Here is a 15,652-nt window from a genome sequence, read left to right on the forward strand (position 1 = left end):
TCAAGCACCACCTTCTACTCTCGTTATGTCGAGCGTAACTGGTATGGTTAACCCAGTATGCTTTTGGTTATAATTCACTTTAACACTAGCCCAATATCCACTTCCTGATGGTTCTCGGACGTACGCATTGCCCATCCATACGGATAGACGTCTGACCGCATATAAGGTATCTACATCCGTGCTAGGTATATCAGTATTCCAAGTCGAGGTCGATCCTATTTGAGTACCGTAGTAACTAACTGGATGTTTTCGTCCAATATATTTAATTAAAGAAACATCTTGATCATTATTATCTGAAACGTCGATATTGTATGGTAATCTCAGTAATGACCCCGCCCATGGAGGAGTCTCCATAATCGCTTCACTTGTCGTATCGAAGTTGCTCCATTCCTCATCCCATTGGATGATTGCCGCTTTCTCATTTATTGGACATCCCGGTGCATCGTAATATGCGATTGCTCCTGTAGCTTCCGTAATTGCTACGATACGATATCTTGCATAGTCAAGTGAAGGATGTGGGTCCGTGATAACAGTATTAGATAAGTTGTTTATATTTGTAGTTAATTCTGTAAACGAACCGTCAAACTCACGCCTGTATACAGATAGTAATATACCTTCTATCAGCAAACCTTCTTCATCAATACAATATGGTCTGATGCAACTTGCATATATACTATCGTCATATGATATCTCAGCATCTGGTTCATAACCTATTTCAGTCCAGGATACTTTAAAGTCAAGTTTGGCCTGAGCAGTCAATCCAGAATTCATGGACACGATACATATAACTTTATATGAGACATTATTTTCTAAATCTATATCACTTGCTGATATGGATACGTTTAATGGTCTTTCCGTATCAAAATAGGAAGAATATACTTCTTCGCCTATAGTTACTATTTTTGGATTGCCGATATAGTCAGTCGTGCTATATGTTGCATTAGACACTATTGTTAAATGATATCCTATTGGGACTTGAGTTTTAGGATTCGCATTTGCTGAGATTATTAGTGGGAAAGACTCAATAGTTCTAATTTGAGTTCCAGCCGAATCTGTTAGTGTAAGTTCTAATGTCGGAGGGGCAAACACATCAGCCGTTCTTAGAATGGACCAGGCTCCATATTCTTTTGTAACTCCCGCCGTTCTAACGCGCCAGTGTATTTTAGTACCTTCTTTATACGACGACGTATTTATACGATATGTCTTAGTTTTGTCTTTATCACTTTCGTCGGTAGTGCCTTTTACCGTATACGTTTCTTTTCGACCATCAATTGTTAATTCAACTTCAGCATATGTCATACTCGAATTATCTTCGCAGTTATGGACCCAATATAAATTCAGAGGTTCTCCAGTTATCGCTGTCGTGGTCGAAGACCATGTTGTAGGTGCCGTAGGTTTCTTTCCGATCGTAACAGATTTTATCCCTGACCATCCAGACGTTCCTTGTCCATTTACAGCTCTTACCCTGAAAAAATACGCTTTTCCTGATTCTAAACCAGTTTTTTCATATTTAGCATACTCGATACCTGTTATCGTACTTGTTTGGTCTGAGCCATCAAAATATCTTTTATTTGTCGTGTACTCAATATCATAACTCGTTGCATTAGACACCGACGTCCATGCCAAATATATTGACGTTGACGAAGTGGCTTTACATGTTGTGATACTAGACGGGGTAGTGGGTATCGTTTTCACAATACTTGAATAATCCGACCATCCGCCATAATTTTTGGAATTTCCGTATAAATTTATTGAACGGCACCGCACTCTGTATTCTCCCCCCGCCGAAACAGTTAAAGCATAGACGGCGCGTCTGGTTACCACAGTTACTGTACCGGAGCTAATACGTTTTGTACCCTTGTAAACTTCAAATTGTATCTGATCGGTTCTTGCATCAGGTATATTGTCAAGCGTTGCCGTAAGTTTATACTTTTCAATGCTGACTGATGGCGTAGATGGTGTTTCTGGAGGATCGACAGAAACGGAATATGTAGCAGAAACGGATGTACCACTCCAGTAAGAAGTATCTTTACCGTTAACTTTATGCTTCTTAGATACTGGTTTTACAGTGGCTTTTATTTTGATGGAACCTTCTGGAGCGTTATAAGTAGCGTTCTTAACTTTAACATCAGACGAGCCACCATCAAACCATACTCCATCGCCTGTATCATAAGTCCATTTAACTTCATAGTGATCCAGCGTATTGATAATGGTGGTCGAAGACGAACCACCGCTACCTCCAATTAGATTACCAACGTGAATTGGGCTCATGATACTGTTCGTTCCGCTTTGGTTCCTGTTTATTACAGCACGGTTGCCGTAAACTTCTAGAACATACCATTTTTGACTCATTACCCAAGATGGTATTGCGACTCCATTATAATACGTAGCTCCTGATTTGATAGAAACGAGATCACCTTTTTTTATGGCTCCCGAACTAACGGTAGTGTTTTTTGTATTTTCATTAAACACCCAAGTAGCAAAATGAGTGTTGCTGGTACCACTCTGCTTCTTGATTGTTAAGCTTGATACTTTTGCCATTTTGATTTTCTCCTTTCTGTCTTATTGGCATTATGTAACTTTTACTAAATCTTATTGAATTTTATTGCATTTTAACGTAGAATGTGCTTATAGCGGAAGGGTGGTAATTTGATATGAAGTTTAAATTCAGTTTAAAAAATAAGGAAGCAAGTCTGGATGCAGATATAGAAAGGTTGGTAGAAAAAAATCTTGAATATAGATCCAAACGCCCTGATAAAAAAACAAGATATCAAATTAGACAAGAGGAAAAACGAAAAAATAAGATTTTGGAACAAAAACACTTCAATCAGAGAATTTTGCAATTATTCGGCTTCTTCGCTTTCTTAATTATAATTAGCATAATTATGTCAACTTTCTTTGATTAAATAACTACAAAAAGAAGCCCGTCGATTATGATGGACTTCTTTTATTGATTCTATTGAATTTCAGATATTTTTTTTGTAATTCTTGCAGTTACTTTGGCATAATATAAAGCATCTTCCTTTGACAATTTGCTGCTATCAATATCGTTGATTTTTTCCATGGTGTCTGTATACTTATCCATATATTCTGTATATTCGTCTAGCATTTCTAATGAATTTCCCGATTCAGAATATTTCTTCATAAAAACAACATAATCATCAATCAAATCTTCATAACTGTCCATGGCTTTTCTAAATTTACTACTGTCAGTTTTACTTGAAGTCTTTTTAGAATCATCTGCCGGTTTTTCTTTCGTTTCAGTTTTTTCAGTTTTTTTCTCTTCAGTTCCGCGAAATGCTACTCTCATGATTTTGAATCCTTCGTAGGAAACATCAATAGAATCGCCTTTTTTGTTTTTAGCTCGGTAAAATTTTTCAGAATTATTATAATCTACGTTAAAGCCAACATTTCTACATTCCTCGCTATAAGTTTTAAAATCGTCGTAGTTCGTATCGCCAATATACGCAATAAAGAAATTTGATGAATCATCTTTGATGGTTCCTTTATCGGATTTTGGAGTAGGCAATAAGGTGGCCGTTCCGGACTTAGGCCAATTCAATGTTCCGATTTTTATTGGAGCGTTTAAATCAATATCATAACTTTTATTAGAATCATAATAATATAAATGTAATTTATATCCTTCTTTATTAAATGCCACATAATCATCTAATTTTTCTTCTGCTTCAATAGTAAAACCTTTATCTTTACATTCTTTCACATACTTATCGAAATCGTCTTTCGTTGACATTTTTATATGTTCTGAAAAACCGTCATCAAAATTAACACCAATTTCTCCTCGTTTAGCTTTCGGCTTAGGGAGAACTTTGCTTATCCCGTTATCAGGCCATTCGAGTTCAGCTTGCTCCACTTTTTTTGTTTCCTCTTTCTTGCCAGAATCATCGCCCCCGCATCCGGATACACCAATGCACATAACAGCACATACAAATAAAACAAGTAATCTTTTCATGATATTCCCTCCAACTTTTTCATAAAGAAATTATATCATACCCTTTATTAAAATAGTATATACTTTATTTTCGTCTTTCAATTTTAGCTGCACGCACAAGAGATTTTACAGCACTAGCAACATTACTTCCATCATCATAAGTAACTCCATCGACGATAATAGATGATCCAGTAGGTAATTTATTTATTGTTTTCTCAAGACCTTTGATAGCTGAAACAACATCATCATTACTTGCTCCATTTTGATTTGCATTCATCATCATGTTTATAGACTGGGCTTTTGACACTGTAGCGCTTAACCCTCTTGATGAATTGAACATATTATTAATAGAACTGACACTAGATGAAACGTTAGACAAATCAACAACCGGTCTTATAGTTGGCTGTGTTTCAATGTCAGAATTAATCATATTAGCCATTTTATTTATAGCGTTTCCAAGTCCCGTTCTTGCGGAATTAGCCATATCTGAGCTAGCGGAATATGCTTTTCTTGAGTAATCACTAATTGCATTAACAAACGCAATACCGAAGTAATCTCCAATTTTGTATCCGACTTTCGATGGGGAGTGTTCATCCAACTCCTTTCTCGCGGCGCTTGCTGCTGCCGATGCCATTGCTCCAGCAACAGCTGCTGCTTTATACGTATTGGCACTAATACCACTTGCGAATCCACTTACGAGATAGGAGCCGGCATTGTAGAAATCGGTATAGTAACCTTTGATCGATGTAATAACTGTTTTCACCCCATTGACAAAAGCAGAATTAATTTCTTTTGCTTTACTTTTTATACCAGATACAAATTCTGTAATACATTTTGTTCCAGTACTTTTAAAATTTGGTATTTTATTGTCTACACTTTTTACGAACGATACAACTAAATCTTCAGCAGTACTTGTTAATGATGCTTTTTTACTATTAATACCACTAACTATTGCTTCGACCATATTATTTCCAACGTTTGTGAACTTTATTGATATGTCATCAAAAGCCTTTACAAAGTCATTGATTTGAATGGTGCTTAAAGACTTTATTGCATTTTTAAACGGTTCAACACCACTGACATTAATACTGGCAGTGTTATTTATTAAAGTAACTAATGCTTGAGCACCTTTTGTAGATTCGGTAATAGAGTCTGCTTTAATACCATTGACTGCTTCCGAATATGATTTCATTGCTGCCCCAACTGGTGATAATTGTGTTACCATTATGGCTAATCCAGTAGCATTCGTGAACGTTCCTAACGAACCGCTAATTCCAGAGAAACTCTGAATAACTTTAACCAACTCTTGTGCACCTTTAGCTGAGTCAGTTATAGCTTGCGCGTTTATACCTTCAACGGCTAAAGAGTATTTATTAATGCTCTTTCCGAAATCCGGTAGCTGGTTTCCAAATTCTGTTAGATTTTGTTTACCGTTAAATATCGAAAATATTGAATCAGTGCTTGGCGGTAAATTTGTAGTTAACTCGCCTAATACTTTTGCAGCATTCGCTGATGCGGTAACTGCTTCTGGTTTAATATCTTTTACGGATTCCGCATAACTACCCATGCTCTTTCCGAAATCGGACAGATGAATTCCAAATTCTGTTAGATTTTGTTTACCGTTAAATATCGAAAATATTGAATCAGTGCTTGGTGGTAAATTATTCGCAAGTTCGGATAAAGTCATTGCTGCGTTAGCAGAGGCCGTTACTGCTTCTGGTTTGACCTGCTTTACGGCTTCAGCATATTCTCCAATATATTTACCAAAATCAGGTAATTGACTTCCAAACGAATTCAAATTACTGTTACCGTTTATCCATCCTACAATACTATTCGAACTAGGCGGTAAATTATTAGCTAATTCGCCAAGAACTTTTGCGGCATTAGCAGAAGCCTCTACTGATGCTGGCTCTATACCCTTTACTGCTTCGGCATAAGTTTTCATACTACTGCCAAATCCTTTTAACTGATTACCAAAATTCTCAAGATTGTTATTTCCATTAAACCAAGCTGCAATACTTCCTTGATCAGGAGGTAGGTTATTAGCAAGTTCAGCTAGAGTTTTGGCAGCATTAGTAGAAGCTTCTACCGAAGACCCATCAATCGACCCTATAGCGTCAGCATACTCTTTTATCTTCCTTCCGAACTCCGGTAATTGATTACCAAATACGGTAAGATTATTTTCTCCATTAAACCATTTTGAAATTTCACCACTAGCTGGCAGATTTTCAACTAACTCGGCCAATGATTTTGCTGCTGTTGATGATGCGATGATCGCTTTATCATCTATCCCAGTTACAGCATTGGAGTATTCTTTCATACTACTACCAAAGGATTTAAGTTGAGAACCAAATTGTGATATATCAGATTCTCCGGTAAACCAATTCACCACCCCACCTTTTTTAGGCAGATTAGCTGCTAATTCAGACAGCGATTTTGCAGCGTTCGCAGATGCGGTTACTGCTTTATCATCTATTCCAGAAACAGCGTTTGCATACTCTTTCATACCTTCGCCGAAAGGCTTTAACTGTTTACTGAATTTAGATAAATCGTTACTACCAGTGAATAATTCAGCCAGCCCTCCAGTCTTAGGTAAATTCTTTGCCAATTCTGAAAGTGATTTCGCCGCGGTAGCAGATGCTGTTACTGCTTTATCGTCTATTCCAGAAATAGATTTAGAATACTCCTTCATAGCATTTCCGAATGGTTTAAGTTGCTTACTGAATGTTGTCAAATCGGATTTCCCAGTGAAATATTTAAAAATCCCCCCGCTCTTAGGAAGGTTTGAAGCCAATTCAGACAAAGCCGATGCTGCGGTAGCAGATGCTTCAACAGCTTTTGCATCTATTCCGGAGATTGATTTCGAATAGTCCTTCATATTTTCGCCGAACGGCTTAAGTTGTTTGCCAAACGTTAGTAAATTTTTCTCTCCGGTAAATAGACTCAACAAACCACCCGTACTAGGAAGATTCTTTGCTAATTCTGAAAGTGATTTAGCAGCAATTGCCGATGATTCAACGGCTTTCGCATCTATTCCTGATATTGCTTCCGAGTACTCGTTCATACCCTTACCGAAAGCAGGTAACTGAGCTCCAAACAAAGCTAGATTTTTATTACCAGTAACAACGTTAAGTAGCCCCATACTTCCTGGAAGATTATTAGCAAGTTCGGCAAGAGATTTTCCAGCTGAAGCAGAAGAGGTTACAGCCGACGCATCTATACCGGATATATTTTTGGAGTAGTCGTTCATTGCTTGTCCGAACGTAATTAATTGTTTTCCAAATGATGAAAAATCTCTTTCCCCAGTAAATAACGCTACCAACCCTCCACTTTTTGGAAGGTTTTCAGCTAATTCTACTAATGATTTAGCAGCACTTGATGAGGCAACAACGGCATCAGAATCAATACCGGAAATAGAGTCAGCATAATCCTTCATGCTTTTACCAAATTCAGGTAACTGATTTCCAAAATCATTAAGGTTATTATCTCCTGTGAATAGGCTGATAAGCCCTCCACTGTTCGGGATATTTTTAGCTAATTCCACTAATGAATTTGCAGCAGTTGCGGAAGCCGCTATAACTCCCGGATCCATACCGGCAACAGTATCTGCATATTTTCTCATACTTTGTCCAAAAGGTACTAATTCTTCTCCGAACCTAGTTAACGAACTACCTCCCGTCAACCATGAGACCATACCGTCTAATACATTCGCTGCTGTGAGTGCCATAATTGACTTGGTAAGCGCTTGAACGCCATTCAGCATAGAAGCATCAATCTGCTTAACTCCTTCTATGAAAGGTTTTGCGTTAATAATGAAAGCTGATAATTCCGAACCAAGTTTAGGAAACGAACTTGATAATGCATTCGTAAATCCGCTTGCGATGCCACCAAAAAACTTGCCGATTGCCGTACCGATAGTCTGTAGAAAATTACCGCCTTCGTTAATCAACCAACTCAAACCGGGAATCTGTGCGAAAGCACCGACTGATGCTAAGACTAACGCAAGCTCTGCAATCACAACACCCATGCCTAAAACGCCAACCATAGCACCCGGTATGAGACTTGCAATTGCCGATAAAGCCAACATCAATGCACTTAATAAACCAATTCCAGCTAGTCCTTTTGCCAGACCTGTAAAATCTAGACCTCCTAACGAATCGATTATTCCCTGAAAGAATGCTCCTATAACTTTTACAGCTGCTACTATCAGTTTTGGTAGATTTTCTGCTACACTATCGAGTATACCGATAAGGAAAGTCATTATGGAATCCACTATTTTTGGAGTGTATTTTGATAAAGAAATTAACACCTCGCTTATCATAACGAGTATGCTATCGGCAATGCTAGAAGCTGATTTACTTAGAGTCACTATAAATAAAGTAACTCCTTCAGCAAGTTTTGCAGCAACTGTAGGAATCAAATCAGCTACGCCTAAAAGGATAACTTTAATTGCTGACACCACAGATGTCGCCCCAATAGAACCTACAGTGGCAAGAGACATAAAGCCGGCTGATATCGAAGATAATCCAACGCCAATTAGAGTCAGGCCAGTTCCTATTCCAGCCATGGATAATCCTATAAGTGTAAAAGCTCCAGACAATCCTAATATAGATGGAATCAATGGTGTTAACAAAGCCCCTGCCGTTCCAATAAGAACAAATGCTCCAGCTAAGGTTGCCATTCCTTTAAAAACACTATCCCAACTTAAGTTACCAAGAGTTTTCATTACTGTGGTTAAAATGGATAATGCTCCTACCGCTATAAGTAATGAGGCTGAGCCAGTTAAAGTTCCAGTCATAAATTTAAGCCCAACAGCCAGTTCAGCTAATGCACCACCCATTACTGCAAGGCCGTTACCTATTTCTTCCCAGCTCATTTTTCCAAACAACAATATAGATTTTGCCATTATGTCCATAGCTACACCAACAGTGGTTAATCCTAAGCCGATGGTAATCATGTTTTTTGGCATTCGATTTAATGCAATCGTTAATCCTAATAACACTAAACCAAAAGTTGACAATCCTTTACTGATTCCATCCCACTGCATGTCCCCTAAGGATTTAATGCTCATGGTAAACAATCTCATGGCTTCCCCAAATAGTAATATCGCAACACCAGTAGAAATGATATTTTTAGAGTCACCAGTATATTTTGTAAATAAGGTGAGTTCTGCTAGAAGTATACCAATTCCGGTTAATCCCTTAAATATCCCCTCCCAACTTACACCTGCGAATTTCTTTACCGCCTCTGAAAGTATCAATATAGCTGAGGATAATATCACTATCCCTGCGGATATGCTCATCATTTTTCCATTGAATTTTGTTACTTTAAGAAAAACTGATATCTCTGCCATTAACGCACCGACACCAATAAGTCCTTTTCCGATACCATCAAGATCAATTGACGATATCTTTTTTAATGCTCCTGCTAATATAGATATGGAAATACTAATACTTATCATAGCAGCACATGATTTTGTAACCCCAGTCATACTCGTTGATATCTTGCTCAATACAGATAATGACCCAATTAATTCACCGAAAAGGACTGTCATTGCTGTTAATGAGCGACCCAAAGATTCTGAGTCAACGGAAGATATAACGAGTATTGAACCGGCTAATATGCCAACGGCCCCGGCTATTTTTAGAAGTGTTCCTGCTTTTAATTGATCTTGATATGCTTTCAAACACCCTCTTACGTCGTCAAGAATACCTTTTACATTTTCTAGTACTCCATTAAACTCTTTAAATGGCGCCTCGATAGATTTAAAACCTGCTACAAAATTTCTAATACCTAGTAGAATAGATGTAAATATACCTTGATTTAATATAGAAAACCCCTTTTCAAAATCAAGTTTGAAAAACGCATCCGATATACCTTGAATGGCACTTGTAATATTTTTGAATCCTGTAGAATTGATTAACGTGTTTTTCATTGCTCCAGCAAATTCTTTTAATTTACGGATAATATTTTCAATAAAATCCGTCGCCTTACCTATTGTTATACCAAACACATCAATTTCATTAAGATAATTTCTGAAGTCAGTTATTCCTTTTCCCAAAGTTCCGGTTATATTTAATAATACTTCATTAAGCGATTCAAAACCACTTACTCCTATCAATCTTGCAATACTGCTAAACACTGCTGCAATAGTTTGTCCAATAATATCTAGAACAGAAAATAACCCTTTCCATGTGTTTTTTAAATTTTCAGAAGCAGAACCACTTAATTTCAATTTTGAGGTAAAGTCTTTTATAACTTCGGTAATACCGAGTAGGTTCTTTATCATATTAGATGAAAATATCTCCGAAAATGCTTGTCCTATTGGTTTTATAATACTCCATATTCCAGAGAACACATTCTTTATGATATCTATAACATTATAAAAGACTTTAAATGGCTCGGTTAGATTTAAGTTTTTTAAAAACTTTGTTGCGGAAACGGCCATAGAAGAAATCGCATTTACAAACATATTAGACAACGGGCCTATATTAGACTTAATATCATTTATACGTTCTCGAAGTACATTAAAGAATTCTACTAAAGGCCCATTTTGAACAACCAATGGGCTGACAAATTCAGCGCCAATTCTTGCTAATGAAGCCTTAACATTTGACATAGCTCCACTAAATGTTTCGTTCGCTTTTTTAGCATGTTCACCAAAAGCATCATCCATTGCTGACGAAAATAGCTCAAAAGATACTTTACCTTTTGAAACCATATCCCGAACATCTGCTTCGGTTACTTTAGCACCATTACCTACTTTTGTCATGTAACTTGCTAATGTCGCCGCGGCATTCATACCCCTTGACGATAGTTGTAAAAGTTCATCACCCATCAATCGACCATTTCCTGCTACTTGTGTGAAAATCCGACCAATTTCATCATAAGAACTATTAGTCATGGCAGCAACACCTGCTACAGCACGAAGAGATGTAAACATTTTGTCTCCTGCTCTCATACCTGAAGCAGCAAACTGCGATGCAACTTTAGCCGCAGAATCCAAGCTATAAGCAGTTCCATCAACAGAATCATTGACGTTCTTCATAACTGCAGAAACTTTTTCTTCATCTTTAAGAAGTCCTTGAAGTTGAAAGTGTGCGTTTTCAAGATTCATAGCTCTTGTTTTACCACCATTAATTATACCGTCAGTTAAGAAACTTGTTGATTTCTTTGCTAAACGCATCATGGAATTGGTGACATTAGTTATAGCCGTCATTCCAACTATCCCAAGCGTTGAAAATCTTCGTTGTAACGATTCAACACCTGCTGCTATTCCATCAAGTGAAACATTTTTTGCAGCGGTGTCGATACTTTTAAAACCGTTAGCAGCATCCTCTAATTTCAATGCGTTTTTAAGTTTTTCAAGAGTAGTAATACTTGTTTTAACATTTTTCTCAAATTTTGAATTATCGAATTGCATTGATACGACACGTTCATCAACTGTTTTACTCATAACTGTGTCACCTCCTTCCATACGTCATTAACGATAGCATCAAAAATAGGTTGAATAGCCGGATTGATATAGTCTCGCCCCTCTACCCAACCTCCATTGCGAGTTCCATGCCCATACTGCAATATGATTGCTATAGGACATCCATTTTGAATATTTGAGTTATAAAAAGAAATCTTAGCGAAACCTTTACGATTTTCGATTTTATAGTACCATGATTCGGCAGTGTTCCTCGTATCTTGGGGAGTCGAAGAAGATAATGCCTCAACACCAGCTTTTCCATACTTATCTAAAATACCTATTCTCGCAATTTCTTTTAATCTTTCTAGATAACCAGTAATTTTTGAGAAGTTACCCTTTTGCTTAAATTCGACCATAAGAAAAAAAAGACCTGTTCGTTATTTGAACAAGTCTTTCGTATTGAATGCTGTGCAGATTCCAGGAATGTCCAAAACAGCACGATCGCCTTTGAGCTCATCGATTGTATAATAGACTTTCCCTTTTACTACACCGGCAGCTGATTTTCCATTGTAATCCCTTGCTCCAGATTTTACACCAACCCAGTCACCTACTTTAAATGTAGTCTTTGATGGCGCCTTAGACGACTTCATATTTGGGGTGTGTGGATCGTCATCAATTCCGGTATCGTTTGTCCAACCAGTATTTTCGTTAAGTAAATACGGATATTTAGCACCTTTAATAACTTTCGTAATTACTCCAGACCAATCACCTTTGTATATTTTTCCACCTTGCGAAGATGTAGCTAATGTGTTTGTGCAAACTGGAGTCCCAACAGAATATTTTTCTTTTTTATTCGTACTTGACTTTACAGAATCTACTTGAGGAATATCTGACTCGTTTAATTCCTGTTTGACTAGATTAATGAATCTTTGCCATCCTAAATCTAACGTTTTATGTGGACAATATTTCCCGCTAAAATCCTGATGTTTTTTTACCTTATCGATGCCCCATCCATATTGTTTCAACAACATTGCTACTAACACTGCACCATTTTTCTCAGATTTTAAGAATAAATCGATATCTGGATTTGTGGAATGGCAAATTTCAATTCCAATTCCGTATCGGTTTCCATCTCCAGTTCCGCCATCACCAGCGTGCCAGCCATTTCTATTTAATGGCAATCCTTGAACAGCACGCTCATAGTCAACAGCAAAGTGATATGAAACCTCATTCATATTACTTAACATATACGATATTTCATTCATCGCACTAGCTTTGTTTGCTGTATTATGAACAACGATAAACCTTGGTGTCATCGAGTAAGGACACTTTACATCATATAAATTAGTTGGAGTTGTTACTCTTGTTATTTTCAAACTCATAATACAACCTCCCCAACTTCGTTTGTTGATTTGCTTGACCAGTCGTTTTCAGGATTATCTATTGTTAATTTTGCTTTTTCTTCATCGAATTCAACTACTTCAATTTGAACTGTTTCTAAAGTTTCTGGAGAAATATTGATAACCATATAAAGACCTCCTTTTATCCTCTTGTATTAAATTTTTTTCTGCGAGCAGCGTTTATTGAAGCATTACGCTGCATTATTTCTGACTTAGACATCTTTTTAGCTGGTTGATTTTTGATATTACATATCTGAATAAGTGTTATGAGACGGCTAAAATGCCACTTCTGGTATTCCGGAGGAATATTCCATTGGGTCATCCAATAATAGACCAGCTCTGAAGTTATTTGTTCACCGGAGCCTTTTCCACTTTTATTTTCAGGAAGACGTGTCGCAGTCATTGAATCACCTATATATGCTAATATCTGTTCTATATTCTCATTTGTTAAAAAGCTGTATACCTCAGGTTTAACGTTTTTAGAAACAGTCATACATTTTATGTAATCCAATGTTTCAGCTTTTGTTTTTGGCTCTTTTGACAGATATGGTTTTTTCCAATTCGATTCCCATTTTGAAATAGAGATCAAAGAATGCTCAAGTAAAAGTTTCTGCTCTTTTGAAGATATAAATTCTTCTTTCAACTCATCCCATTGCTCTATTGCTGGAATCGTTATCTCAAGCATAATTCGATACCACCATTCGGAAATTAAGAGTTTGGTAAATCAGCGGCTTTATTACCAGTAGTTTTCTGGCTAATCCGTTTATCTAGATTTGCTGGTATGATGCCATTCACAAAGTTAGCAGCAGCCACATCGTCCGTCGCCAATTCCATAAATATGATAGAGTAGGCTTCTGTTTCAGCAAAAGCTGAAGATAAAGAAGTTCCGTCCTTATCAGTCTTAATGAAACGTTTTCCATCAGCACTTTTTTCGCCATAAGCTTTTAAGACTAAGCTTTTAAAAAAAGTGACTAGAGCTGGTAGATCTTTTGCGGCAACGATCTTATTCAACATATCGGCCAATCCTCCTGTCGTAGACATTTCCATTTCCATAAGTTCAGCCTCACTTAGATTAAAATATAAATCTTCTGTTCGTTCGACACCATTGTAATCATTATAAGTAATTGTTTTCTTTAACATATATGTTCTCCTCTTTGATATAAAAAAAGAAGACCCGATGTAATAATCGAATCCTCTGTTTAAACAGTCTTTATTCCTCTAAAACAAGATCTGTTATGATATAGTTTTTAGAGACTTCATCTGTTCCATTTGTTGCTGTTACTTTAATACTTTGTGTATCTGTATCTTTAATCAGTAATACGATGGTATTATCTGCATCAAGTCTAACCGGACCTTTTGTTCCACCAATTAGCTCAACTACAAAATTGACATAACCGTAATTTTCAACGGTACCAGTTTTAACAGCTAGATAATGTCCTGATTGTTCATCAACATCGCTACTGAATCCAGTATAATCAGTAACATTTTTTAAAATACCAGTAATCTTATCATCGCTAATGATGATTCCTGTCTGTAAGTCTTCCGTTTTTTTACCAAGAAGATCGACATCTCCCTCGACAGGTGATAAAGAGATGTTTACGAAAAATTTTCGCCAATAAGACTTGCGATTTCATCCGGCAAAGGAAGTCTCGGTTCTTTATCAGTTGTACCGTATAACACGTCCTCAAGCTTCTCTAAATTAGCAGCGGAAATAGTTCTTGAATCAATTGTAACACTTGCTGTAGGTTCATAACCAGTAACGCTTACTGGTGTTGTTGTCAATTCCCATGAAAACGTGGTTGTATCTGGTGTCTCGTTAATTGTCGAATAACTTTTCTCTGAAGGAGCAGCATATGCCCCATAAATGATATGCAGATAATACCCATGATTCGTTTTCTCTGTATCATTACCGATAAAGGTACGATAGCTCATACCGAATGGTTTCCGTGGCTGCTGCCCAAGTTTAACTCCTGGGGCCATCTCTGCTGATCCATCACATTCTGCAAACTCATCTGGATAAGTAAGTGCTTCTACAGTAGCTGCAAATTCTTCCTTAGATAATAGATTTAGGTACTTAATATTACCCGCATATACAGGTGTTGCCTCAGCACCAGTTGGCTTTTCAGATACGGATGTCAATCCATTCCACACAACACCTTTTGGGTATGCCCCGGCATCTTGAGGATATACCATACCTCTGTCAACACCGGTTTCATAAAAATGTTTACCGACTTCATTCCATACGACTCTAGTCATTTATTTTTCCTCCTTTAATAGTAGATCGTAAATACATCATGGTTAAGGTTATCCGAAGTAAAATGCCTGTCGAATGTACACATCGGCAAGCTTGATATTTTGTCAACTATTTCACTATCTGGATTCTTATCTATGATTGTTAATCTATAAGCACGATCCTGTTTATAGACCTTATTGCTAGCTAATCGATTATCTATTCTTTCTCTGGAATAAACGATAGCCGGATAATTCAATTTCTTTGATTCGGGAGGTTGATAATATACATTATCACTTCCAAGAATCTCTCTAAGTAATGCACTAAGACCTAAACGGTCGTTAATCATTATATACACCTCCCAGACTCAATATCAGTCTCGGATACTGCACCTCAATATTTGTAACTTTCCATTTAGTTCCAAGGTATGTGACATATCTCATATTATGGAAATTATTGTAGGCAAATGGGTCGGAAAGGATACTGATCTCATTTGCTATATTGATATCGTCATTGAGATAACCACCTGATTGAAGTCTACGTGTGTTTTTAATCACATCACCGTAATAAGCATGTTCTTTTATTATTTCGTCCCACACATCAGGAGCTGTTTCAACTGTTTCCGCATATCCAATCATTCCGAACCATTTTGCCATTTT

Annotated in this window: 12 protein-coding genes; 1 reads left to right on the top strand and 11 read right to left on the bottom strand. The window is 37.1% G+C overall.

Going from position 1 to position 15,652, the window contains the following annotated elements:
* Positions 1-2,541, bottom strand: coding sequence for a hypothetical protein (locus GKZ87_20795; GenBank protein QSI27766.1), 2,541 nt, complete (start codon positions 2,539-2,541; stop codon positions 1-3).
* A 113-nt stretch (positions 2,542-2,654) separates the two neighbouring features.
* On the opposite strand from GKZ87_20795, the gene GKZ87_20800 reads away from it, so the two are divergent.
* On the top strand, positions 2,655-2,906 hold the full coding sequence (locus tag GKZ87_20800; GenBank protein QSI27767.1) for a hypothetical protein: 252 nt from the start codon (positions 2,655-2,657) through the stop codon (positions 2,904-2,906).
* Positions 2,907-2,956: 50 nt separating this feature from the next.
* Here the strand turns inward: GKZ87_20800 and GKZ87_20805 are convergent, their stop codons facing one another.
* From GKZ87_20805 to GKZ87_20850, 10 genes are all read right to left on the bottom strand, one after another.
* On the bottom strand, positions 2,957-3,970 hold the full coding sequence (locus tag GKZ87_20805) for a hypothetical protein (protein QSI27768.1): 1,014 nt from the start codon (positions 3,968-3,970) through the stop codon (positions 2,957-2,959).
* A 64-nt stretch (positions 3,971-4,034) separates the two neighbouring features.
* On the bottom strand, positions 4,035-11,405 hold the full coding sequence (locus tag GKZ87_20810) for a hypothetical protein (GenBank protein ID QSI27769.1): 7,371 nt from the start codon (positions 11,403-11,405) through the stop codon (positions 4,035-4,037).
* Positions 11,402-11,779 (bottom strand): HK97 gp10 family phage protein, encoded by a 378-nt coding sequence (locus tag GKZ87_20815; GenBank protein QSI27770.1) that lies wholly within the window; start codon positions 11,777-11,779, stop codon positions 11,402-11,404. Before GKZ87_20815 ends, GKZ87_20810 begins: the two co-directional genes overlap by 4 nt.
* A 21-nt stretch (positions 11,780-11,800) precedes the next feature.
* A complete protein-coding gene (locus GKZ87_20820; protein ID QSI27771.1) occupies positions 11,801-12,745 on the bottom strand; it encodes an N-acetylmuramoyl-L-alanine amidase in 945 nt (314 codons plus the stop codon).
* Positions 12,742-12,891, bottom strand: coding sequence for a hypothetical protein (locus tag GKZ87_20825; GenBank protein ID QSI27772.1), 150 nt, complete (start codon positions 12,889-12,891; stop codon positions 12,742-12,744). Before GKZ87_20825 ends, GKZ87_20820 begins: the two co-directional genes overlap by 4 nt.
* Positions 12,892-12,905: 14 nt before the next feature.
* Positions 12,906-13,448, bottom strand: a complete 543-nt coding sequence (locus GKZ87_20830) for a hypothetical protein (protein QSI27773.1) — start codon at positions 13,446-13,448, stop codon at positions 12,906-12,908.
* 23 nt (positions 13,449-13,471) lie between these two features.
* Positions 13,472-13,903, bottom strand: coding sequence for a hypothetical protein (locus GKZ87_20835; protein ID QSI27774.1), 432 nt, complete (start codon positions 13,901-13,903; stop codon positions 13,472-13,474).
* Between the two features lie 456 nt (positions 13,904-14,359).
* The gene (locus GKZ87_20840) at positions 14,360-15,019 is read right to left on the bottom strand and encodes a hypothetical protein (GenBank protein ID QSI27775.1); all 660 of its coding nucleotides are present in this window, start codon (positions 15,017-15,019) and stop codon (positions 14,360-14,362) included.
* Positions 15,020-15,033: 14 nt separating this feature from the next.
* Complete coding sequence (locus tag GKZ87_20845; GenBank protein QSI27776.1) at positions 15,034-15,342, bottom strand: hypothetical protein; 309 nt, start codon at positions 15,340-15,342, stop codon at positions 15,034-15,036.
* A complete protein-coding gene (locus GKZ87_20850; GenBank protein ID QSI27777.1) occupies positions 15,335-15,649 on the bottom strand; it encodes a hypothetical protein in 315 nt (104 codons plus the stop codon). Before GKZ87_20850 ends, GKZ87_20845 begins: the two co-directional genes overlap by 8 nt.
* Between the last annotated feature and the right edge of the window lie 3 nt (positions 15,650-15,652).

This window comes from Erysipelotrichaceae bacterium 66202529 (genome assembly GCA_017161075.1).
Classification (GTDB): domain Bacteria; phylum Bacillota_I; class Bacilli_A; order Erysipelotrichales; family Erysipelotrichaceae; genus Clostridium_AQ.

What these genes read in the sequence shown, in the direction of transcription:
- GKZ87_20795 (QSI27766.1), bottom strand. Translation starts at nt 2,541, where the DNA reads ATGGCAAAAGTATCAAGCTTAACAATCAAGAAGCAGAGTGGTACCAGC.
- GKZ87_20800 (QSI27767.1), top strand. Translation starts at nt 2,655, where the DNA reads ATGAAGTTTAAATTCAGTTTAAAAAATAAGGAAGCAAGTCTGGATGCA.
- GKZ87_20805 (QSI27768.1), bottom strand. Translation starts at nt 3,970, where the DNA reads ATGAAAAGATTACTTGTTTTATTTGTATGTGCTGTTATGTGCATTGGT.
- GKZ87_20810 (QSI27769.1), bottom strand. Translation starts at nt 11,405, where the DNA reads ATGAGTAAAACAGTTGATGAACGTGTCGTATCAATGCAATTCGATAAT.
- GKZ87_20815 (QSI27770.1), bottom strand. Translation starts at nt 11,779, where the DNA reads ATGGTCGAATTTAAGCAAAAGGGTAACTTCTCAAAAATTACTGGTTAT.
- GKZ87_20820 (QSI27771.1), bottom strand. Translation starts at nt 12,745, where the DNA reads ATGAGTTTGAAAATAACAAGAGTAACAACTCCAACTAATTTATATGAT.
- GKZ87_20825 (QSI27772.1), bottom strand. Translation starts at nt 12,891, where the DNA reads ATGGTTATCAATATTTCTCCAGAAACTTTAGAAACAGTTCAAATTGAA.
- GKZ87_20830 (QSI27773.1), bottom strand. Translation starts at nt 13,448, where the DNA reads ATGCTTGAGATAACGATTCCAGCAATAGAGCAATGGGATGAGTTGAAA.
- GKZ87_20835 (QSI27774.1), bottom strand. Translation starts at nt 13,903, where the DNA reads ATGTTAAAGAAAACAATTACTTATAATGATTACAATGGTGTCGAACGA.
- GKZ87_20840 (QSI27775.1), bottom strand. Translation starts at nt 15,019, where the DNA reads ATGACTAGAGTCGTATGGAATGAAGTCGGTAAACATTTTTATGAAACC.
- GKZ87_20845 (QSI27776.1), bottom strand. Translation starts at nt 15,342, where the DNA reads ATGATTAACGACCGTTTAGGTCTTAGTGCATTACTTAGAGAGATTCTT.
- GKZ87_20850 (QSI27777.1), bottom strand. Translation starts at nt 15,649, where the DNA reads ATGGCAAAATGGTTCGGAATGATTGGATATGCGGAAACAGTTGAAACA.